This window comes from Polynucleobacter sp. JS-Polo-80-F4 (assembly GCF_018881965.1).
GTDB lineage: Bacteria > Pseudomonadota > Gammaproteobacteria > Burkholderiales > Burkholderiaceae > Polynucleobacter.
In genome coordinates, this window is sequence record NZ_JACVPI010000001.1 from 1,678,941 (window position 1) to 1,701,454 (window position 22,514).

The window sequence follows — 22,514 nt, forward strand, 5'->3', positions numbered from 1 at the left end:
AAAAATACGATGTCATCCAGTGAGTCAGAGATCGATTCTGTCCTAGCCCAACATTATTACGACCTCAGCAATCAATTTCGTTTTGGGCGTGATGTCCAGCATGACCCCAAAAAGGTACTGGAATATCTAGAGCTTTCTTGTGAGGGTGCCAATCGCGATGCCCAATACGCCTTAGGCTTTTTGTATGAGATCGGACAATATGTCAGCGCTGATATTGACCGAGCTTTACATTTCTATGGGCTGAGCGCAGCACAGCAAAACCTAGATGCTATCTATGCATTGGGACGTTTACATTCAGCAGGCACTTTAGTTGAGCGAGATTTAGCTAAAGCCGCCCAGTATTTTTTGGTGGGCAGCCAGCTAGGCTCCGAAGAATGCTTAATTTCGATTGGTGATCTATTAGTTTCAGATAGAAATGCTCTGGGTTATCCCAGCAATCCTATTTGGTGGTACAAAAAAGCCGCTTACTTAGGTAGTAACTTTGCTCGAAATATACTGGGTGATCTCTATTTTGAGGGTGGGCTCGTTAGGCTTAACCTTAAAAGCGCATTTAGTTGGTATATGTTGGCGGCTAAGGATGCGAATTCGGATGGGCAATATATGGTTGGGCATTTATATCGCCATGGTATGGGCATTGAAAAAAACATGGAGCACGCAATTTATTGGCTGACACAGGCTGCCCATCAATTTGATGAGGAAGCCATGCTCGAGTTAAGTGATATTTATAGTGAAGGCAACATTCCTATCGATAAAGTGTTGTCGTATTGCTGGGCTGACATAGCGGGCAGTGAGTTTTATCGGGATGAGGTTAGACAAATAAAACGATCTCTTGCGGGAAATATGTCTAGAGTAGACATAAGGTTAGCTAAGCAGAAGAAAAGAGAGTTAATCTCTCAGTTCAATCGCCCGTATGACTAAAACCTGTTTTTGGTCTTAGTCTACCTTGGCTTGAATCTATCAAAAGCAGGGTCGTGATTGCCTATACCCACTAGCCAGCTTGATAAAGGACCTAGTCTCACACTAGAAAAAGAATATGGCACCTCATGCATGATGTCGTTTGGCCAAAGCTGATTAGCGCGCTCAGCATTTTGGTTGTATTGCAAAGAAAAAGTTGGATCGCTGTAAAGATCTATGGCGCCAAAGCAATGCAAGGTTTCATGTGCAATGGTTGAGGCAGTCTCGTAAGACCCTTCAAAAGTTTTGTAAACCAAAAATCCCTCAATATCTTTCGAGGAGGGTTCCGCATAGGATCGGCCAGATTTATTGGCATAGACGGCGACCAGTATCGAATCAAAGGCCACGTGATCTTGAGCCCATTTCTTAAACTGCCTATTGGATTTAAATCCGGATAGCTTGACGGCATCATTAACAATATTGCTGCTGTAGTTACCGTACCCTGGAATTTTTGCGACGATGACATCTCGACTGTTGATATTGCTTTCTTCAATGAAGGTAAGGGGCTTCCCAAGCTTTGCAGCGCGCTGAATAAGCCATTTATGGGCAAGCTCAGACTTTTTGAGCATGGACTTCTTCTCATTCATCTTCCAGGGGTTGCCAGGCTCCGCAATGAAAATGTTATAGACGAAAACGGTGCCAGTGAGGGTTCGGGCTGTCCCATAATCCCTCAATTGGGCATAGCAGCTACCTGCCCAAAGGCAAAGAAGCGCCGTCAAAAGAGAATACTTTTTCATGCTAATGAATTGTTAGGGGAACTATTGTGCTGGTAACCATTTCAATGCCGGGTGCAAGAAAGGTTGCGGTAGAGATAATGACTGCAGTAAATACCAGCGCTACTGCAATATTGCCATTCTCAATTTCGGCAATCTCATCTAGCTCTGCTGTAATTCTGGAATAAATTTCCAGTGAAATGATTAGACTCAAAATAGAGAGTACAAAAGAAACCAAAAACTGCAACCCAATTAAACCCATGGAAATGAGCACGTCAGCAAACTGTGGATCATCCGCATGAATAAAGGCTTGTAAATAAGTGATGCCCGATGACATGGAATTTTTCATCATGATCGTCATCGCCAAGATATATCCAACAAAGCAAATGGCGTTTGAAATGCTCCTGTTCTTAAGGCCATTGTTTAGATGAAATCTTTTGGAGCTAATGTTAGACATTACCCAACAGGTCATCATCAGTGCGGCTATGGAGACAATGAGGGATACGATGAGATAGACAGCTCCAGATGCTAATGCAAGGTAATCCATTGTTAAATCTCCATTCATAATTTGCGTGCCATCCAGTTTGGATGGGCTTAATAGTGAGCAGTGTATCCAAATCGTAAAGTTCCTGGAAGTAGAAAATCTTTATAAATTACCTATAGAATTCAGAAACAGTATTAAATACTAGGGTTTCCCCATGCAAAACCGCTCTATCCGCATCTTCTTATCTTCGACCTTTAGGGATTACGGGGAAGAGCGTGATTTATTGGTACGTAAAGTCTTTCCTAATTTGCGGGCTAAGCTTAAAGATCGCTTTGTCGAGTTGGTTGACGTTGATCTTCGCTGGGGCATTACAGTGCAGCAGGCAGAACGGGGTGAAGTGTTACCCATTTGTCTGGCGGAGATCGACAGGGCCAGACCTTTCTTTGTAGGGATGTTAGGTGATCGCTATGGCTGGATCCCTCCCAAAGATGCGTATGCTCCTGACTTGGTCGAGCGCCAACCTTGGTTAGATAGTCACCGTGGTGGCAAAAGTGTTACCGAACTCGAGATGCTCCATGGAGTTCTTAATAATCCCAAGATGGCTGGCAGGGCGCTGTTTTACTTCAGATCATCAAGCTATGCCAAGCAAAAGGGTGGGGTTTATTTACCTGAGTCGCCAGCAGATCACGAGCGCCAACAAAAGCTCAAAGCACGCATTAGTAAACACCGCTTCCCGGTAGTGCGCTATCAGAACCCAGAGGCCTTTGCCAAGCGCCTTGAAAAAGACCTCTGGAAACTATTGGATAAAGAGTTCCCTGCCAGCAGTGTTCCTGATGCCTATACCAGGGAAGGACTCAAGCATGAGTCATATGCTGCCCCCAGAAGAAGACTCTATCTTGGTGGCGAAAAATACCTCGCTGCACTTGGTAAAGCAGTTCAAAACAAAGAGAGCAAGATCCTCATTGTTGGCTCTTCAGGTGGCGGTAAGAGCGCGTTAATAGCCAACTGGCTGCAAAGCTACCGAGCTAAACACCCCAAACACCTGGTCTTTGAGTACTACTTAGGGGCTAGCACTGACTCAGCCGACCCAGCGGTATTAGTAAGACGCCTTATTGAGACCATTAAGCGCATTACTGGCAGTAATGAAGAAGTTGCAGGTGATCCCCAAAAACTGTATGACAGCTTGCCTGCTTGGCTGGCAGCAGCGAGCGCCTATGCTGGCAAGCGCAAGACGAGTTGGGTGATCGCACTGGACTCTTTAAATAGTCTGACGCAATTGCAGGATCTACGTTGGCTACCGCAACATCTACCGCCTCACATTACCTTGATGATCTCTACTCTTCCCGGGGAGGTGAATGCGGCATTGCTGACCAAGGTGGATAAAAAACAGCGTTGGCACACCATCCAAGTAAAGCCTCTAACAAGCGCCGAGCGTAAGAACCTTTTAGTTACTTACCTTGCTAAGTACAACAAAACCTTAGCCCCAGACTTGCTCAAACAAGCCTTAGCGCACCCCTTATCCAATAACCCACTGTTCATCCGAACCTTGGCTGAAGAGCTACGCTTGTTTGGAGTCCATGAAGAGTTGCAAAAGCGCTTAAAGCACTACCTCACCAGTAAAACCATTGATGATCTGTTCGAGCGGGTGCTCAAACGCGTTGAAGGTGATAGCGGCAAACAAGCAGTGCAACTTGCCATGCAATCGATCTGGGCTGCGCGAGCAGGTCTGACTGAAAAAGAAATCTTAGCCATCGTAGGACTCAAACCAGCAACCTGGGCTCCGATCCGCAATGCCCTAGATGAATGTCTTTTAGAGTCCAATGGCAAGATCACCTTTGCACATGACTACATGCGTATAGCAGTCAAAGACAGATTCCTCAAAACCAAGCAGCTCCAAAAACAAGCCCACATTGATTTAGCGAAGTACTTCCAAAAACAAATAGCAGACGCAAGAAGAGCAGAAGAAGAGCCCTACCAATGGCAGCGTGCAGAGGAGTGGGATAGTTTGAGGAAGTGTTTAGTTGATAAGGGCGTGTTCGATTACTTACTAAGGCGTAAAGATCGAAGTGAAATCTTGGCTTACTGGTTAGATGTCCAAAAGCAACTTGATTGCCGTATAGATGGTGAGATCAAAAAATTATTACGCAAATGGAAGCTGATCAAAGGTAGCGTAGATGATGCGAGGTTAATATATGGAGTGGCCGACTTTTTAAGGTATTCAAGTTTGCATGGAGTGGCCCTTCAATTTGGTGAGTTGGCACTCCAATTAATTCAGGAAACCCTGGGTGCCAAGCATCCGGAATACTTTAAGGCAGGTATATTAATTGGCGATCTCTTAATTGCAGAATCTCAGTACGACAAAGCACGGAAGTTCATTGAAAAACTTTTAAAGCAGGCTGAGAAAATATTTGGCAAAACAAGTCTGCAAGTAGCTGAGTTAACCAATTGCCTTAGCACTATGTATTACGGTGCAAGTGATTACATTAAAGCAAGTGCATTGACTAAGGCAACCATTGAAATGCGCAGCAAGCTATTGGGAAATTCTCATCCCGATACTGTAACGGCTAGAAATAATCTGGCCAACATACAAGAGGCTATGAGTGAGTTTGAGAGTGCCATAGCATTACATCAAGACTGTTTGGCGCGCTACCGTCAGATTTATGGTGCTCAGAGTTCTTGGTATGCATTAAGTTTGAATAATCTTGCTAGCGCTCTCGAGAAAGCAGGAAAACTTGATGAAGCGGTTCAGTATTTTAGGCAGTCCATTCAAATTTATGAGGATTTGCTAGGTCCATATTCTTCAGACATCTTGTTGCCTATTTCAAATCTTGGCTTATTACTGCCAAAGCTTGGCATGGAGAAGGAGGGTGTCGAGCTATGTCGCAGGGCATTGCAGATTTGCGAACGAGTTTTTGGTGAGAATAACGCAGAGACCGCGCGGCTACTCATCAATATTGCCTCACTTCTATATGATCCAGTTGAGAGAAAGCCGCTGATTTTACGCGCCTACCGTATATGTCAAGATATGCTGGGTGAGCATCGTATTACAGCAGTTTGCCTCTCCTTTTTAGCGTCAATCTATGATCAAGAGGATGATCTTGACCTAGCGGAAAAATATTACTTAGAGTCTCTTGAGATGGCGCAGCGGATCTACGGAGACGAGGGATATATTACCGCTGACTGTATGTTTAACGTCGGAAACTTCTACTCCAATAACTTTACGGATGTCACTGATACTGCCCTGAAATACTACAGGCGCGCTCTGGAAATTAAGCAAATTAGGGTGGGGGTCGATAGCCCTCATTTATGCCCCGTTATGTTTGCTATTGCCGATGCAGAAGAAAATTTAGAGCAATTCGAGCAAGCCAAAAAAATCTATCAGGAAATTTATAGAATCATTGAAAAGAACTTTGGTTTGGAGAGTATTCAGATCATTAATTGTCTAGCGCGTTTGGCTGACATTGATGAGAGAGATAAACAATATCAATCTGCCGAGGAGCTTTATTTAAGGGCTTATCGCTTATCTTCTTCGCACTATGGTGAGTCTGCTGATCTTACGGGAATTTTGAGTGAGCGACTTGGCAGGCTTTATCTAACTACACGCAGATTTGATCAATCTGAGAAATATCTCAACGAAGCCCTGAAAATTACCCAGAAATGCCATGGTAAGCATTCGGCTGAAAATATCAGCCCCCTGAAAAACCTGGCCAATCTCTTGATCATTCAAGGGAATGGCGTGGCGGCCCGACCGCTCCTGGATCAAGCCTTATTGCTAGCAAAAGCCAATGATTCGGACGATTTGCCTAAGCTTGAGAAGCTTGTTGAAAAATTAAACGCCTTAAACGGAAAATAGACGGTCTGAGTCTACGCTGCTAGTGATTATGAAAATCGCCAAATTTCATCAATAGGGTAAAATTCCGGCATTAGGCTCGTAGCTCAGCTGGTTAGAGCACCACCTTGACATGGTGGGGGTCGTTGGTTCGAGTCCAATCGAGCCTACCAACGAATAAGACCCAAAAGAAGCGCCGAGGTATTTATTCGGCTTTCAAAGAGGCGCGGATGCCCAAAAGCTACCGCGCTTTCTTTTTGGGGCGATGTATTAAGTGAAATGTAGTTAATAAGATGGAGTCGTCATGCTTGTAGTTACTCTGCCCGATGGATCAAAACGTGAGTTTGAGGCACCAGTTCGCGTAGCGGATGTTGCGCAAAGCATCGGTAGCGGTCTTGCGAAAGCCGCTTTAGGCGGCATAGTCGATGGCAAGATGGTCGATACCAGCTTTGTAATCGATAAAGATAGTCAACTCGCAATCATTACTGACAAGAGTCCAGAGGCGCTGGAGATTGTGCGTCACTCCACTGCTCACTTATTGGCTTACGCTGTAAAAGAATTATTTCCAGAAGCGCAAGTAACGATTGGCCCAGTGATCGAGAATGGTTTTTACTATGACTTCTCATATCACCGTCCATTTACTCCAGATGACTTAGTTGCTTTAGAAAAGAAAATGACTGAGCTCGCTAAAAAAGATGAGCCGGTAACCCGCACTGTGATGCCACGCGATGACGCGGTAGAGTTTTTCAAGAAGCAGGGCGAAAACTACAAAGCAGAATTGATTGCCAGTATTCCTCAGGATGAAGATGTGTCCTTATATGCAGAGGGCAAGTTCACTGATTTATGCCGTGGCCCACACGTGCCATCCACCGGCAAGCTCAAGGTATTCAAGCTGATGAAGCTTGCTGGGGCTTACTGGCGTGGCGATAGCAAGAATGAGATGTTACAGCGTATCTACGGTACTGCCTGGCTACGCAAAGAAGATCAAGACGCTTACTTGCATATGCTTGAAGAGTCTGAGAAGCGCGACCACCGTCGCCTTGGTAAGCAACTTGATTTATTCCATTTCCAGGAAGAGGCGCCAGGTTTAATTTTCTGGCATCCAAAGGGCTGGTCAATCTGGCAAGAGGTTGAACAATACATGCGTCGCGTGTATCAGCAAGAAGGCTATCAAGAAGTCAAGGCACCACAGATTTTGGATCGTGCGCTTTGGGAGAAGTCTGGCCACTGGGAAAACTACAAAGAGAATATGTTTACGACTGAGTCGGAGAATCGTGCTTATGCATTAAAGCCGATGAACTGCCCAGGACACGTACAAATTTATAACTCTGGTTTGCACAGTTATCGTGAGTTGCCATTACGTTTTGGTGAGTTTGGACAATGCCACCGCAATGAACCATCCGGTGCATTGCATGGTTTGATGCGTGTGCGCGGATTCACACAAGACGATGGTCATATTTTCTGTACAGAAGATCAAATTCAGTCTGAAGTCGCTAACTTTGATAAAGCAGTGCGTGCCGTTTATCAAGATTTTGGCTTTACCGAAGTGGCCGTCAAGCTGGCTTTGCGACCAGCCAAGCGCGTGGGCGATGATGCCATTTGGGATAAAGCAGAAGAAGCCCTTCGTGGCGCTTTAAAGGCATCCGGTCAGGAATGGGAAGAGTTACCAGGCGAAGGTGCTTTTTACGGTCCGAAGATCGAATACCACCTCAAGGACTCCATTGGGCGTACCTGGCAGTGCGGCACGATTCAGGTGGATTTCTCAATGCCTGCCCGTTTGGGTGCCGAATATGTGGCTGAAGACAATAGCCGTAAGACCCCGGTCATGCTCCATAGGGCAATTGTGGGCTCTTTAGAGCGTTTTATCGGTATTTTGATCGAAAATCATGCTGGAAACATGCCAGTTTGGCTGGCTCCAACCCAGGCTGTAGTGCTCAATATCTCCGGAAATTCTGCTGCATATGCACAACAAGTGCAGCAATTGCTGAAAAAACAAGGGTTTAGAGTCGAATCCGATTTGCGGAACGAGAAAATTACGTATAAAATACGCGAGCACGCATTACAGAAGATCCCATTTTTGCTAGTTGTAGGTGATAAAGAGTCTGAAAGTAATACGGTGGCCGTTCGTGCCCGTGGCGGAGTGGATTTAGGTGTAATGCCTCTTGATGCCTTCGTTGCCCGACTCCAGCAGGATATATCCCAAAAAGTCGGACCCGAGCCTAGCTAGGGTTAGAACGGTTTTTATTGTTTTTTTATAGGAATTAAGAAGATCGCTACTGAAAAATTGCAGCGCATTAACCGGGAAATTACTGCTCCTGAAGTGCGTTTGATTGGAATTGATGGAGAGCCCATCGGTGTAGTTAAGTTGAGTGAAGCCTTGGCTTTGGCAGAAGAGAAAGAAACCGACCTGGTTGAAATTGCTCCGACGGCTGTGCCACCTGTAGTCCGGATCATGGACTTCGGCAAATTCAAATACCAAGAAGCTAAGCGGATGCATGAAGCGAAGCTGAAGCAAAAAGTAATTCAGGTGAAGGAAGTAAAGTTCCGCCCTGGTACTGATGATGGTGACTACGGTGTGAAGTTACGCAATCTAATCCGCTTTTTAGAAGATGGCGATAAGACAAAGATTACGCTGCGGTTTCGGGGTCGTGAAATGGCTCACCAAGAAATCGGAGTCAGAATGTTGGAGCGTTTGAAGTTGGACCTCGTTGAGTTTGGTCAAGTCGAACAGTTTCCAAAGATGGAAGGCCGCCAGATGGTGATGGTATTGGCCCCCATCCGTAAGGCTAAGTAACTAGGTTCTACCTGGTTCTTATGTAGGGAGGCACTGAAAGGTGCCGGTAGTTTGAAGTGCTTCTAGGTACAGGAAGCGTAACCGTCGGTTACCACCTATGTTGCACAAGTAATTGAAGGGGTGCTTTATGCCCAAGATGAAGAGCAAGAGTAGCGCTAAAAAGCGCTTCACGGTTCGCGCAGGCGGAACGATTAAACGAGGACAGGCTTTCAAACGCCACATCCTCACTAAGAAGACCACAAAGAATAAGCGTCACCTCCGTGGTTCCACAGAAGTTGCGAAAGCTGACGTTAAGTCAATTCGCTCCATGCTTCCATACGCTTAACCTCAGACTAGATTAGGAGAATTAAATGCCAAGAGTCAAACGTGGGGTTACAGCAAGAGCCCGTCATAAGAAAATCACCGATGCCGCTACAGGTTACCGTGGCCGTCGTAAGAACGTATTCCGTATTGCTAAGCAAGCGGTTATGCGTGCTGGTCAATATGCATATCGTGACCGTCGCAATAAGAAACGTGTATTCCGCGCTTTGTGGATTGCTCGTATCAACGCGGCAGTACGTCAGCATGACATGACCTATAGCGTATTCATGAATGGTATGAAGAAAGCTGCGATCGAACTCGACCGCAAAGTGCTTTCTGATATGGCCATTGCTGACAAAGCGGCTTTTGCTGCTTTGGTTACTCGGATCAAATCCGTAGTAAACGCTGCAGCTTAATTAGTTTTCTAAACTAAGCTGCAATGGTTTCTCTCGACCACATTGTCGAGGATGCTAAACGTGATTTCCTCGGAGCTGCCGATGCGGCAGCTCTAGAGGACGCGAAAGCCAAGTATCTCGGTAAGTCAGGTGTTCTCACTGAGCGTTTAAAAGCGCTTGGTGGAATGTCGCCTGAGGAGCGCAAGAGTGCTGGCGCCCAAATTAATCAAATCAAAACTCAAGTAGAAGCTGCATTACAAGAGCGTCGCCAAGCTTTGGCTGATGCTGTGTTGATGCAACGTCTTGCGGCGGAGTCTATCGACGTTTCCTTGCCTGGCCGTGGCCAGATAGTAGGTAGTCTGCATCCTGTGATGCGCACCTGGGAGCGCGTAGAAGAGATCTTCCGCTCAATCGGTTTTGATGTAGCAGATGGCCCTGAAATTGAAACCGATTGGTTTAATTTCACCGCCTTAAACAGTCCTGAGAATCATCCCGCACGCTCAATGCAGGATACGTTTTATATCGATGGCAAAGATTCCAATGAGAAGCCTTTGCTATTACGTACGCATACCAGCCCGATTCAGGTTCGCTATGCGAGCGAGCATGTAAAGAAATATGCTGATGCCGATGTCATGCCGCCAATCAAAGTGATTGCGCCTGGCAGAACCTATCGTGTAGACAGCGATGCAACGCATTCGCCAATGTTCCATCAGGTTGAAGGTCTTTGGATTGCAGAAACAGTTTCTTTTGCTGATCTCAAAGGGGTCTACACCGATTTCTTGAGAACCTTCTTTGAAACGAATGAATTGCAAGTGCGTTTCCGTCCTTCCTATTTCCCATTCACTGAGCCATCAGCTGAGATTGATATGGCCTTTGGTAGCGGAAAGCTTGCTGGTCGTTGGTTAGAGATCTCTGGAGCAGGGCAGGTTCATCCAAATGTATTGCGTAACATGGGTATTGATCCAGAGCGCTACACCGGCTTTGCCTTTGGTTCTGGTTTAGAGCGTTTAACAATGTTGCGTTACGGTGTTGATGACTTACGCCTCTTCTTTGAAAACGATCTTCGTTTCTTAGCGCAGTTCCCTGCATAACATTATCAATACTTAATCTTAGATCGCGCTATGCAATTTTCTGAATCTTGGCTTCGTCAGTATGTAAACCCATCGCTTGATAGTGATGCGCTAGGTCATGCAATGACAATGGCCGGTTTAGAAGTTGAAGAGCAACATTCAGTGGCTCCAGCATTTACTAAGATAGTGATTGCGCAGATTCTTTCTGCTGAGCAACATCCCGACGCAGACCGTTTGCGTGTTTGCAAAGTAGATGCTGGTACAGGTCAAGAATTACAAATCGTTTGTGGTGCGCCTAATGCGCGTGCCGGCATTAAGATTCCTTGCGCCATGGTTGGGGCTGAGTTACCTCCTGCTGAAGCGGGCGGCAAGCCATTCATGATCAAGGTGGGCAAGCTGCGTGGCGTTGAAAGCCAAGGCATGTTGTGCTCAGGTCGCGAGCTAGGTCTCGGTGATGATCATGAAGGCATTCTCGAGCTACCTGCGGATGCCCCAGTTGGAAAAGATATTCGTGAATATCTAGATTTGGATGATCAAATCTTTGTTATTAAGTTAACGCCGAATAAAGCAGATTGCCTTTCATTAATGGGGATGGCAAGAGAAGTCTCTGCGATCACTGGGGCTGTACTCTGTGCTCCAAAGTGGACTCCACCAGCGGTAAGCATTCAAGATCAGCGCAAAGTGACTGTTGAAAGCAAAGAGCTTTGCGGTCGTTTCGCTGGTCGTGTGATTCGTGGCGTAAATCCACAAGCCAAAACGCCCGAATGGATCGTGCAACGTTTAAGTCGCGCAGGACAAAGAAGCATTTCCGCCTTGGTGGATCTTTCTAACTATGTGATGTTAGAGATGGGTCAACCTACCCACGTATTTGATATCGATAAGTTAAATGGCGATATCACCGTTCGCTGGGCTATATCAGGCGAAACGCTCGAATTATTAAATGGTCAGACTGTGACTTTGCAGGGTCCAGACTCTGCAGGCAAGATGCAAGATGCTGGTGTGGTTGCTGATCAAAATGGTCCAGTAGCACTTGCCGGCATCATGGGCGGAAATCACTGTGCTGTATCTGATGACACCAAGAATATCTATGTAGAGGCTGCTTATTGGTTGCCCTCCGCAATTCAGGGCCGTGCCCGTCGCTTTAACTTCAGCACAGATGCAGCGCATCGCTTTGAACGCGGCGTAGATCCACAAAATACGGTTAACTGCTTAGAGTATCTCAGCGCCTTAATTATTGAGATTTGCGGTGGTCAAGCAGGCCCAGTAGATGATCAGGTATTGAATGTTCCTGAGCGTAAGCCAGTCAAGATGCGCTTGGCTAGAGCGGAAAAAGTGATTGGTATTCCGCTCACAACCGAGATTGTTGGCGATGTTTTCAAGCGCCTTGGTTTTGAATTTAAGCAAGAGGGTGATACGTTTGTTGTTACGCCTCCAAGTTATCGCTTTGATATTGAAATTGAAGAAGATTTAATTGAAGAAGTCGCACGCATGTATGGCTTCGAGAATATTCCCGATCAACCGCCAGTAGCCTCACTCAAGATGAGCGCTAAAGCGGAAGCGAAGCGTGGCATTCATTTGCTACGTCAGCGCTTTGCTTTACAGGGTTATCAAGAAGCAGTGAACTTTGGCTTCACTGACCTCGAAAGTGAGCAGCGTCTCGCGGGCGCGCAAGAGCAGGACCTGATTAAGGTTCTGAACCCAATCGCAAATCAGTATGGCGTTATGCGCAGTACCTTATGGGGTGGCTTGCTAACTAACCTCAAGGCCAATTTGAACCGAGGTGCAGGGCGTGTGCGCCTGTTTGAGGCTGGTCGTGTATTCAAACGCGATACCCATGTCTTGGAAGAGGCTGGCAAAGTTGCTGGCTTTCATCAGCCCCAAAAAATTGGTGGTCTTGCTTATGGATCATTTGTGCCTGAGCAATGGGCTAATGCAACCCGTGCGGTAGATTTCTTTGATATCAAGGGTGATCTTGAGCGGGTGTTAGATCCACTACATTTTGTAACTGAAGCTGCACAGCATCCCGCGTTACATCCAGGCCGCTCAGCTCAAGTTTTATTAAAAGCTGGTAAGTCCAATATTGCAATTGGTTGGATTGGTGAATTGCATCCTGGTTTGCAACAAGCGTATGAGTTGCCACAAGCGCCAGTCCTATTTGAGTTGGATTTGGATCCGATTCGTGAGCTTGGCTTGCCTGTGCCTGAGGAATTGAGCAAATTCCCTGCGGTACAACGTGACTTAGCTTTAGTGGTGAAGCAAACCGTTTCTGCACAATCTTTATTGGATGCAATGGCTGCTAGCAAGCAAAATTTCGTGCGTAATATTGAACTCTTTGATGAGTTCAGGCCTAAAGCAGGTTCAAACAGTATGGCTGACGATGAGAAGAGTTTAGCTTTCCGAGTCACCCTCCTAAACCCTAATGAAACATTGCAGGATCCCCAAATTGACGCAGTAATGGCTGCTTTATTGGGCGCAGTTGAGAAAAAGTGCGCAGCCCGTTTGCGCTAGGTTTAATATTAGGCACAAATCAAATAATTAATTAGTTACCAAAGAGACAAGCAATGACTGAATTGATTTCTAACGACACCGTTACCAAGAATGAGCTATCCGAAGCTCTTTTTGATCAAGTCGGGCTTAATAAGCGCGAAGCAAAAGATATGATCGATGCATTCTTTGATCGTATTGGCCAATCTCTTGAGGCTGGTGTAGAAGTGAAGATCTCTGGTTTTGGTAATTTTCAATTGCGTAATAAATCGGCTCGTCCTGGCCGAAATCCAAAGACAGGTCAAATGATTCCGATTGCTGCTAGACGCGTAGTTACTTTTCACGCAAGTCAAAAGCTTAAAGATGTAGTGGAGTCACATGCTCGAGAAAACCGAGTTTGATGCCAGCTCGGCACTGCTGAGCTCTCAACTTCCCCCGATACCCGCTAAGCGTTATTTCACTATTGGTGAAGTTGCTGATCTTTGCGGCGTGCGTTCACACGTACTGCGTTATTGGGAGCAAGAGTTTTCACAACTCAGCCCACAAAAGCGTCGTGGTAACCGTCGTTATTACCAGCACCACGAAGTAGTCTTGATTAGAAAAATTCGCTCACTTCTTTATGAAGAGGGCTTTACGATCAGTGGTGCCCGCAATCGCCTTGAAGAGGCCCGTGGCGACCTACGTCTGCGTGAAGAATTGCAAGCCGTCCTGCAGATTCTCTCCAAATAGTTACTGATACAATTTTGTCTTTCGTCGGGGCGTAGCGCAGCCTGGTAGCGTACATGCATGGGGTGCATGTGGTCGGAGGTTCAAATCCTCTCGCCCCGACCATTCACTTTCATCCCATCCTCTCTAAAGCAATATCTCCATGACAAGCACTGATAAATCTATTGAATATTTTGGCCTCAAGATTCCTTTTCTGGCGCATTTGGGCGTCATTCCAGAGTACGCAAAAGATGGGAAGTCGCGCATTAGCCTAGAAATAAGGCCGGAGTATGAGAATAGCTTTGGCATCGCTCATGGCGGCGTCATCATGACATTATTGGACTTTGCGATGGGGGCAGCCGCCAGAAGTACCACAGACGTTCCTTTGGGTGCTATGACTATAGATATGACGGTGAGCTTCCTGCGACCTAGTATTGGCAAAATTGCTGTAGAAGGCAGCATCCTGAAGTCGGGAAAGACGATTAACTACTGCGAAGCAATTGTTTTGAATGAAGCGGGGGAGGTAACTGCTAAATCTAGTGGCACCTTTATGCTCAGAAAATCAAGCGCACCTTAATTAAGCATAATATTTATAAAGATTATCTCTTTTATTAACCTTAATGGATTTAGTACTAATAAATATAGGTTAATATCCTGACAATATATATTGCGAGTTTGATTAGTTTATATATAATCGAAACCTAATACAGTCAATATAGGCTGTATAAACTAACTTACTATTCGGAGATAGAAAACAATATGCCTTCTTATAAAGAGCTTCTAGCCCAACGTGAACAGTTGGATAAACAGATTAAAGAAGCAATTGCCCACGAAAAGGCAGATGGTATTGCCAAGGCAAAGGCCATTATTGAGCAATATGGATTAAGTGCATCAGACCTTTTCAGCCGTAAAGCGGGCGGTAAGAGTGCTGGTGGCAAGGTGGCTCCTAAATATCGCAATCCATCTACAGGTGAAACTTGGACTGGTCGCGGCAAGGCGCCAAAGTGGATCGAAGGCAGAGATCGTAGCAGCTATTTGATCTAAGTTACTGTTTTTATTGAATTCATTGCAAAGGCCGCTCTAAAGCGGCCTTTTGTTTAACCCCTTACCTTTTACTATGAGCACTTTCTAGCAAGCGCCTCTACAAAAAGAGGTTCTAATAGCCCGTGTCTGGATCCTTGAGTCCAGTTCCCCTCTGTCTCTGGGTTGGTGGCAGGATATCCAATTATGAGTGGGTTTAAATCAATTAGGCCATTTTCTAGTTCCTGCTTGATGCTTTCGCTAAAGGGATGTTTACCTCCAGAGTTTTCATCTGCTAGTGCAACTACGCCGGGGTGGAGCTTTATAAAACCCTCATCTACTAGGATAGGTATGCGCTGTGTGTCCTTGTTTTTACTAAGATAATGAATTAAATGAACCTGTTCAACCGGCGGTATAAGGGCATCTAAGAAGATAAGGTCTGGGGCAATCGAAACAGCCTTCATTAACCCCTCCAGGCTATCTACCGCCATTTCCATCTCTACCTTAAGTTGCCAATCTGCAATGGACTCCATTAATTCTTGACCATTTTCAGATCTTCTAAATATCCCCATGGCCACGCAATTTTGAGTGGTTTTTTGCCGCATAGCCCTTTTCCTGCGTTGCAATTGCTGATCTAAAGAACTTGCCAATATGCGTCTGTGTCCTCCACGGGTTTTCCAGGCGATGAGTTCGCCCAATTCCACCATTTTCTGAACAGTGCCCAGGGAAACCTGCAAAATCTTGGCGCTCTGGCGTGTGCTGAGGTATTCCGTTTCCGGGGTAATTGATTTCATATTTCCCTTGATTTCATTTAATTGTTTGAAGATTTAGAGAATAAAAATCAAAATCATTTGAATCTGTCGGCAAACCCTTAAAGCAAAGTAGGAAAGTTCTTATTAATTTCCATTAATAGGGAAATACCCCCAAATCCCTTGAAATCAGGGAAAGCCCTTTATGTATCTATGGCTATTCGTGTTAAATTACTGATGTAGCAACAGTATTCGCACAGATCAATTCGCCAAACGGTAGAGCCGTGTAACGAATGGTTTTAACCACAGTTTTTATTCGGGAAACCCGATGAAAGGTGAGCATCATGATGCAGGATCAAAGAGATAACTCCTATCTCTTCGGCGGAAACGCACCCTACGTAGAGGAACTCTACGAATCCTACTTGCACGATCCAGCTTCCGTAGCTGATCATTGGCGAGATTATTTCGATAACGTGAAACAAGTGCCCGCGGTTGATGGTTCATCTCGAACTGACATTGCCCATGCACCAATTGTTGCTTCATTTGCTGAGCGCGCTAAGCAGGGTCCTATCAGAACGATTTCTGATTCGGCTGACTCAGAGATGGGCCGCAAACGCGTTGCCGTCCAGCAACTAATCGCCGCGTATCGTAACGTTGGCAACCGCTGGGCAAATTTAGACCCATTGAAACGGACAGAGCGCCAGGATATTCCTGAGTTAGATCCCGCTTTCTATGGTTTCACTGACGGCGATATGGATATCGTCTTCAACACTAGCAATACATTCTTCGGTAGAAATGAAATGTCCTTGCGCGATTTGCTCCAAGCATTGCGCGAGACCTACTGCGGCACGATTGGTGTCGAGTTCATGTTTATTGCCGACCAGAAGATTAAGAAGTGGTGGCAAGAAAAGTTAGAGTCCATTCGCTCAACTCCACAATTTAATGTGGACGAGAAGCGTCATATCTTGGATCGTATTACTGCTTCTGAAGGATTGGAACGCTACCTTCAAGCTAAGTATGTTGGTCAAAAGCGCTTCTCTCTCGAGGGCGGTGAAAGCTTTATCGCCTGCATGGATGAGTTGATTCGTGACTCTGGTAACAAAGGTATTCAAGAGATTGTTATTGGTATGGCCCACCGTGGTCGTCTCAACGTATTGGTCAATACCTTGGGTAAGATGCCTAAAGACTTGTTTGCTGAGTTTGAGCATAAGGGCCCAGAAACACTACCTGCGGGTGACGTTAAATACCACCAAGGTTTCTCAAGTGATATTTCTACCCCTGGTGGTCCAGTCCACTTGTCATTGGCATTTAACCCATCCCATTTAGAAATCGTTAACCCAGTAGTTGAGGGCTCTGCACGTGCTCGTATGGAGCGTCGCGGCGATATGCTGGGTGAGCAGGTCATGCCCGTGCTGGTTCACGGTGATGCTGCGATCGCAGGTCAGGGCGTGATGCAAGAAACATTGGCGATGTCAGAGGTTCGTGGCTACTCCACTGGTGGCACGGTACACATTGTTATTAATAACCAAATCGGTTTCACAACGTCAGATCCACGCGATTTGCGCTCAAGCTTGTATTGCACGGACATCATGAAGATTGTGGATGCCCCTGTATTGCACGTAAACGGTGATGATCCTGAAGCGGTAGTGTTAGCAACTAAGCTGGCAGTTGAGTTCCGTATGAAGTTTCATAAAGATGTTGCGATCGACATCATTTGCTTCCGTAAGCTTGGCCATAACGAGCAAGATACGCCAGCAATGACTCAGCCATTGATGTACAAAATCATTGCTGCGCACCCAGGTACTCGTAAGTTATATGCTGATAAATTAGAAGCTCAAGGTGTATTACCTGCTGGCACAGGCGATCTGATGGTCAAAGAGTATCGCGCTGCCATGGATGAAGGTAAGCAAACTTCCGATCCGGTCTTGAGTAACTTCAAAGGTAAATTTGCGGTCGATTGGTCTCCATTCCTAAATAAGAAGTGGACGGATGAATCTGATACAGCGATTCCTTTAACTGAGTGGAAGCGCTTAGCTGAAAAGATTTCTACTATTCCAGAAGGTTTCAAGGCGCATCCATTAGTAGCTAAGGTATTTAATGACCGTGCTGCTATGGGTCGTGGTGAAATTAATGTCGACTGGGGTATGGGCGAGCACATGGCTTTCGCATCCTTGGTTGCCAGTGGTTACCCAGTACGTTTATCTGGTGAAGATAGCGGGCGAGGCACCTTTACTCACCGTCACGCGGTATTGCATGAGCAAAACCGTGAGAAATGGGATACCGGTACTTACATCGCGCTTCAGCATGTGACTAAAGATCAAGCGCCATTTGTGGTGATTGACTCCATTCTTTCTGAAGAGGCTGTACTTGGTTTTGAGTACGGTTATGCCGCAGCTGAACCAAACACCTTAACTATTTGGGAGGCTCAGTTTGGCGACTTTGCTAACGGTGCTCAAGTGGTTATTGATCAGTTCATCGCCTCCGGTGAAGTGAAGTGGGGTCGCGCTAACGGTTTGGTCATGATGTTGCCGCACGGTTACGAAGGTCAGGGCCCGGAGCATTCCTCTGCACGTCTTGAGCGTTTTATGCAGTTGTGCGCTGATACCAATATGCAGGTCATTCAGCCAACAACTGCAGCGCAAATCTTCCACGTGTTGCGTCGCCAGATGATTCGTCAGTTCCGTAAACCGCTGATCCTGATGACTCCAAAATCATTGTTGCGCAATAAAGAAGCAGCTTCCCCTTTGTCTGAGTTCACTAAAGGTGGTTTCCAAACCATTATTGGTGAGCGTGATGATTCAATCGACGCTAAACAAGTAACTCGTTTAGTAATGTGCTCTGGTAAGGTCTATTACGACCTAGTTAAACAACGTGCTGAGAAGAAGATTGGCGATGTTGCCATCATTCGCTTGGAGCAGTTGTATCCATTCCCGCACAAAGCATTGACTGCTGAGTTGAAGAAATATCCGAAATTGGAAGACATAGTCTGGTGTCAAGATGAGCCACAAAACCAAGGTGCCTGGTTCTTTGTACAGCACAACATCTTGGAAAACATGTCTGATGGCATGAAGTTGGGCTATGCAGGCCGCCCTGCATCAGCATCACCAGCTTGTGGTTATGCCCATCTCCACCAAGAACAGCAGAAGTCTTTATTGAATGCGGCGTTTGCCAAACTCAAAGGTTACGTGATCACGAAATAATCGTCTTCATAACTAAACATACACACATACATATAAACAGGATTAATCATGGCTATTTTCGAAGTTAAAGTTCCACAACTCTCAGAGTCAGTTGCCGAAGCAACTTTGTTGCAATGGAAAAAGAAGGTTGGCGATGCAGTAGGTCAAGACGAGATCTTGATTGAAATCGAAACCGATAAAGTGGTTCTCGAAGTTCCAGCGCCTTCAGCTGGCGTTTTGACAGAAATCATCGTTGCCGATGGTGGCACTGTCATTGCTGAACAGTTGATTGCAAAGATTGATAGCACTGCTGTTGCCGCTGCTGCTCCCGCTGCCGCCGCGCCTGCACCAGCTGCTGCGCCTGCAGCAGCTCCAGCCCCGGCTAAGGCAGCCGCTCCTGCTGCTAAAGCTGGCGCAGCCGCAGCACCTTCAGCTGCAAAAATTCTTGCTGAGAAAAATATCGATGCTGGTCAAGTTGCCGGCTCTGGTCGTGATGGCCGCATCACTAAAGGTGACGCATTGAATGCCTCTGCTGGTAGCGCTAAGTCAGCTGCATTGCCAAGTGCGCCTGTTCCAATGGGCGATCGCCCAGAAGAGCGCGTACCAATGAGTCGCTTACGTGCTCGTATTGCTGAGCGTTTACTTGAGTCTCAAGCTAATAACGCTATCTTGACTACATTTAACGAAGTCAACATGGCGCCAGTAATCGCTATGCGTAATAAGTACAAAGATCAGTTTGAAAAAGTACATGGTGTGAAGTTAGGCTTTATGTCTTTCTTCGTAAAAGCGGCTACTCATGCTTTGAAGAAGTTCCCACTCTTGAATGCTTCTGTTGATGGTAATGACATTGTTTACCACGGTTACTTTGATATCGGTATTGCCGTAAGTTCACCACGTGGTTTGGTAGTTCCAATTTTGCGTGATGTTGACCAAATGAATTTAGCGGACATCGAGAAGAAGATTGCTGAGTTTGGCGCTAAGGCTCGCGATGGCAAATTGTCTATTGAAGAATTGACTGGCGGCACATTCTCCATCTCTAACGGTGGTGTATTCGGCTCCATGCTCTCCACACCAATCATTAACCCACCACAATCTGCTATTTTGGGTATCCATGCAACTAAAGACCGCGCTGTAGTTGAAAATGGTCAAGTGGTTGTGCGCCCAATTAACTACTTAGCTTTGTCATACGATCACCGCATCATCGACGGTCGCGAGGCTGTGCTTGGTTTGGTTGCCATGAAGGATGCCTTAGAAGATCCTTCACGTCTTCTCCTTGATTTGTAAGAAGGGAAGATCATGAGCCAAGCTTTTGATGTAGTCGTAATTGGTGGTGGCCCTGGTGGCTATATTGCCGCAATTCGTGCAGCGCAACTTGGTTTTAAAGTTGCCTGTGCTGAATCTCAATCCTATGATGACCCAAAAGGTGAGCCCCGTTTGGGCGGTACTTGCTTAAACGTTGGTTGCATTCCTTCTAAGGCCTTGTTAGCTTCTTCTGAAGAGTTCGAGAAGATCAACCATCATGCCGCCGATCATGGCATTAAGGTGGGCGCTGTCAGCATCGACACCAACAAGATGATTGCTCGCAAAGATGACATCGTGACCAAGATGACTGGTGGTATTCAGTACTTGTTCCGCAAGAACAAAATCACTTTGCTAAAAGGTCATGCATCTTTTGAAGGCAAGGGTGCCGATGGTTATCAAGTCAAGATTGATGGCAAAGATAAAGAAACAGTTACTGCAAAGAATGTGATTATTGCTACTGGTTCTAAAGCCCGTCACCTCCCAGGTATTGCTGTAGACAATGTCTTAATCTGCGATAACGAAGGTGCGCTCAAGTTTGATTCCGCCCCTAAGAAATTAGGCGTAATCGGTGCTGGTGTCATCGGCTTAGAGTTGGGCTCTGTATGGCGCCGTCTCGGTGCCCAAGTGACTGTGCTTGAAGCAATGCCTTCATTCTTAGGCGCTTGCGACACCGGTATTGCTAAAGAAGCCCAAAAGCTTTTTGCTAAGCAAGGCCTAGATATTCATACTGGCGTGAAGATTGGTGATGTTAAGGCGGATAAAAAGGGTGTAGTGGTGAATTACACCGATAGCGCTGGTAAGGCGACTAAGCTGGAATGCGATCGCTTAATTGTTTCTGTTGGTCGCGTACCCAATACTGATAAATTAGGTTTAGACAAGATTGGCCTCAAAGTCGATGAGCGTGGCTTCATTCCAATCGATGATCACACTTGCGCAACTAGCGCGCCTGGCGTTTATGCCGTTGGTGACGTAGTACGTGGCCCAATGTTGGCACACAAAGCAGAGGACGAAGGTGTCTTAGTTGCTGAAGTGATTGCTGGCCAAAAACCACATATTGATTACAACTGCATTCCTTGGGTTATTTACACTGATCCTGAAATTGCATGGGTTGGCAAGACTGAACAAGCACTCAAAGAGGCTGGCATTGCTTATAAAGCGGGTCAGTTCCCATTTGCTGCTAATGGCCGTGCCTTAGGTATGGGTCGCGCTGATGGTTTTATCAAAGTGTTAGCGGATGCAAAGACTGATGAGGTTCTTGGCGTACATATTATCGGCGCCAATGCATCTGACTTAATTGCGGAAGCAGCGGTTGCAATGGAATTTAAAGCAGCAGCAGAAGATATTGCTCGTATCTGTCATGCACATCCAAGTTTGTCTGAAGTGATGCGCGAAGCAGCGTTGGCGACAGACTCACGTGCATTAAATATGTAATTGAAAACCATTGAGTTTTACCAGCAAGAGTTAAAGGCGCGCGGGTATCATAGCGATCCCGCGCAGCTTCGTGCTGTAGAGCGTCTTCAGGAATGCGAAGACGAATGGATTGCCTATAAAGAAATCCGTAGCAATTCCCTAAAGAAAAAGATATTTAAACCAACGTTGCCCCGTGGCATTTATCTGTGGGGCGGGGTGGGACGCGGTAAATCGTTCTTAATGGATTGCTTTTACGCTGCATCCCCATTAGAAAAGAAAATCCGCATTCATTTTCATGAGTTCATGCGGGAAGTGCACCGTGAATTGCATGAACTCTCAGGAATGTCAGATCCACTAGATGAGCTAGCAAAGCGGATTTCTAATCGCTATCGCCTCATATGCTTTGATGAGTTTCACATTAACGATATTGCTGATGCGATGATTTTGTATCGCCTGCTTGATGCGCTCTTTGTAGACCGTGTGCAATTTGTGATGACATCAAACTATCGCCCTGATCAACTCTATCCAAATGGCTTGCATCGCGATAGATTGGTTCCGGCTATCAAGTTATTGGAAGAGAAGCTCGATGTATTGAACGTAGACGCGGGCAATGATTATCGTCGTGTGCAGATGGCGCAAGTGGAAGCCTACCTCACTCCAGTGAATGCAGAAACACAAGCAACGCTTGGTCAAATGTTCCAAACGCTGATCGGCAATCAAAAAGAGACTCGCAATCCCGTCTTAAATATTGAGTCCCGCGAATTGCGTCCCTTGCATATGGCTGATGGTGTGGTGTGGTTTGACTTTAAGACCCTCTGTTGTGGTCCACGCTCTCAAAACGACTACCTGGAAATAGCCAACCAATTTCATACGGTGATTCTGTCGGGAGTGCCTTATATGCCCCCTAGAATGACCAATGAAGCCCGTCGCTTTATCTGGTTAATTGATGTCTTATACGACCATAAGATCAAGTTAATCATCTCTGCAGAGGTTCCGGCCCCGGATTTGTATACCGAGGGCCAAATTACAGCGGAATTCTCCAGAACCGTATCCCGTTTGATCGAGATGCAGTCTCGTGACTACCTAGATGCGCCGCGCCGGGTAATTGATACCAGCTTGACCTAAA

Annotated in this window: 19 protein-coding genes and 2 tRNA genes; 18 read left to right on the plus strand and 3 right to left on the minus strand. The window is 46.1% G+C overall.

Annotation, left to right across the window (positions count from 1 at the left end; all coding sequences use genetic code 11):
- Positions 1 to 9 precede the first annotated feature (9 nt).
- Positions 10 to 918 carry a tetratricopeptide repeat protein gene (locus tag ICN20_RS08595; RefSeq protein ID WP_216239585.1) on the plus strand — a complete coding sequence of 303 codons (909 nt, stop codon included), beginning with the start codon at positions 10 to 12 and terminating at the stop codon, positions 916 to 918.
- A gap of 20 nt (positions 919 to 938) precedes the next feature.
- Here the strand turns inward: ICN20_RS08595 and ICN20_RS08600 are convergent, their stop codons facing one another.
- Both ICN20_RS08600 and ICN20_RS08605 read right to left on the minus strand, forming a co-directional pair.
- Entirely contained in the window at positions 939 to 1,691 is a 753-nt protein-coding gene (locus ICN20_RS08600; protein ID WP_216239586.1) for a hypothetical protein, read from the minus strand.
- A 1-nt stretch (position 1,692) separates the two neighbouring features.
- On the minus strand, positions 1,693 to 2,232 hold the full coding sequence (locus ICN20_RS08605; RefSeq protein ID WP_216239588.1) for a DUF350 domain-containing protein: 540 nt from the start codon (positions 2,230 to 2,232) through the stop codon (positions 1,693 to 1,695).
- Between the two features lie 133 nt (positions 2,233 to 2,365).
- On the opposite strand from ICN20_RS08605, the gene ICN20_RS08610 reads away from it, so the two are divergent.
- The 13 genes from ICN20_RS08610 to ICN20_RS08670 all read left to right on the plus strand — a co-directional run bounded on the left by ICN20_RS08610 (position 2,366) and on the right by ICN20_RS08670 (position 14,772).
- Positions 2,366 to 6,004, plus strand: a complete 3,639-nt coding sequence (locus tag ICN20_RS08610) for a tetratricopeptide repeat protein (RefSeq protein WP_216239590.1) — start codon at positions 2,366 to 2,368, stop codon at positions 6,002 to 6,004.
- A gap of 72 nt (positions 6,005 to 6,076) precedes the next feature.
- Positions 6,077 to 6,153: transfer RNA gene (locus ICN20_RS08615), tRNA-Val, on the plus strand.
- Between the two features lie 131 nt (positions 6,154 to 6,284).
- Complete coding sequence (gene thrS, locus ICN20_RS08620; RefSeq protein ID WP_216239596.1) at positions 6,285 to 8,207, plus strand: threonine--tRNA ligase; 1,923 nt, start codon at positions 6,285 to 6,287, stop codon at positions 8,205 to 8,207.
- A gap of 42 nt (positions 8,208 to 8,249) precedes the next feature.
- On the plus strand, positions 8,250 to 8,774 hold the full coding sequence (gene infC, locus ICN20_RS08625; RefSeq protein WP_216153784.1) for a translation initiation factor IF-3: 525 nt from the start codon (positions 8,250 to 8,252) through the stop codon (positions 8,772 to 8,774).
- 127 nt (positions 8,775 to 8,901) lie between these two features.
- Entirely contained in the window at positions 8,902 to 9,099 is a 198-nt protein-coding gene (gene rpmI / locus ICN20_RS08630) for a 50S ribosomal protein L35 (protein WP_011902674.1), read from the plus strand.
- A 25-nt stretch (positions 9,100 to 9,124) separates the two neighbouring features.
- A complete protein-coding gene (rplT, locus tag ICN20_RS08635; RefSeq protein WP_011902675.1) occupies positions 9,125 to 9,490 on the plus strand; it encodes a 50S ribosomal protein L20 in 366 nt (121 codons plus the stop codon).
- Between the two features lie 23 nt (positions 9,491 to 9,513).
- Positions 9,514 to 10,560 (plus strand): phenylalanine--tRNA ligase subunit alpha, encoded by a 1,047-nt coding sequence (gene pheS, locus ICN20_RS08640; RefSeq protein ID WP_216239597.1) that lies wholly within the window; start codon positions 9,514 to 9,516, stop codon positions 10,558 to 10,560.
- Between the two features lie 30 nt (positions 10,561 to 10,590).
- Positions 10,591 to 13,047: a phenylalanine--tRNA ligase subunit beta gene (gene pheT / locus ICN20_RS08645; RefSeq protein ID WP_216239598.1), complete on the plus strand. Its 2,457-nt coding sequence runs from the start codon at positions 10,591 to 10,593 to the stop codon at positions 13,045 to 13,047.
- Between the two features lie 53 nt (positions 13,048 to 13,100).
- The gene (locus ICN20_RS08650) at positions 13,101 to 13,424 is read left to right on the plus strand and encodes an integration host factor subunit alpha (protein WP_215392528.1); all 324 of its coding nucleotides are present in this window, start codon (positions 13,101 to 13,103) and stop codon (positions 13,422 to 13,424) included.
- Positions 13,402 to 13,752 carry a MerR family transcriptional regulator gene (locus tag ICN20_RS08655; RefSeq protein WP_216190180.1) on the plus strand — a complete coding sequence of 117 codons (351 nt, stop codon included), beginning with the start codon at positions 13,402 to 13,404 and terminating at the stop codon, positions 13,750 to 13,752. The genes ICN20_RS08650 and ICN20_RS08655 overlap by 23 nt, the downstream gene beginning before the upstream one ends.
- A gap of 25 nt (positions 13,753 to 13,777) precedes the next feature.
- Positions 13,778 to 13,854, plus strand: a tRNA-Pro gene (locus ICN20_RS08660).
- Positions 13,855 to 13,891: 37 nt separating this feature from the next.
- Positions 13,892 to 14,305 carry a PaaI family thioesterase gene (locus ICN20_RS08665; RefSeq protein ID WP_216239599.1) on the plus strand — a complete coding sequence of 138 codons (414 nt, stop codon included), beginning with the start codon at positions 13,892 to 13,894 and terminating at the stop codon, positions 14,303 to 14,305.
- A 182-nt stretch (positions 14,306 to 14,487) separates the two neighbouring features.
- Positions 14,488 to 14,772 (plus strand): H-NS family nucleoid-associated regulatory protein, encoded by a 285-nt coding sequence (locus ICN20_RS08670; protein ID WP_216239600.1) that lies wholly within the window; start codon positions 14,488 to 14,490, stop codon positions 14,770 to 14,772.
- A 71-nt stretch (positions 14,773 to 14,843) separates the two neighbouring features.
- Here ICN20_RS08670 and ICN20_RS08675 read toward each other — a convergent pair whose 3' ends face one another.
- Positions 14,844 to 15,542 (minus strand): helix-turn-helix domain-containing protein, encoded by a 699-nt coding sequence (locus ICN20_RS08675; protein ID WP_216239601.1) that lies wholly within the window; start codon positions 15,540 to 15,542, stop codon positions 14,844 to 14,846.
- Positions 15,543 to 15,841: 299 nt separating this feature from the next.
- On the opposite strand from ICN20_RS08675, the gene ICN20_RS08680 reads away from it, so the two are divergent.
- The 4 genes from ICN20_RS08680 to zapE are packed head-to-tail and all read left to right on the plus strand — an operon-like array spanning position 15,842 to position 22,513.
- Positions 15,842 to 18,697 carry a 2-oxoglutarate dehydrogenase E1 component gene (locus ICN20_RS08680; RefSeq protein ID WP_216239603.1) on the plus strand — a complete coding sequence of 952 codons (2,856 nt, stop codon included), beginning with the start codon at positions 15,842 to 15,844 and terminating at the stop codon, positions 18,695 to 18,697.
- A 48-nt stretch (positions 18,698 to 18,745) separates the two neighbouring features.
- The gene (gene odhB, locus ICN20_RS08685; RefSeq protein ID WP_216239605.1) at positions 18,746 to 19,960 is read left to right on the plus strand and encodes a 2-oxoglutarate dehydrogenase complex dihydrolipoyllysine-residue succinyltransferase; all 1,215 of its coding nucleotides are present in this window, start codon (positions 18,746 to 18,748) and stop codon (positions 19,958 to 19,960) included.
- 12 nt (positions 19,961 to 19,972) lie between these two features.
- The gene (lpdA, locus tag ICN20_RS08690; protein WP_216239607.1) at positions 19,973 to 21,409 is read left to right on the plus strand and encodes a dihydrolipoyl dehydrogenase; all 1,437 of its coding nucleotides are present in this window, start codon (positions 19,973 to 19,975) and stop codon (positions 21,407 to 21,409) included.
- A complete protein-coding gene (gene zapE / locus ICN20_RS08695; RefSeq protein ID WP_216239609.1) occupies positions 21,410 to 22,513 on the plus strand; it encodes a cell division protein ZapE in 1,104 nt (367 codons plus the stop codon).
- The last annotated feature ends 1 nt before the right edge of the window (position 22,514 follow it).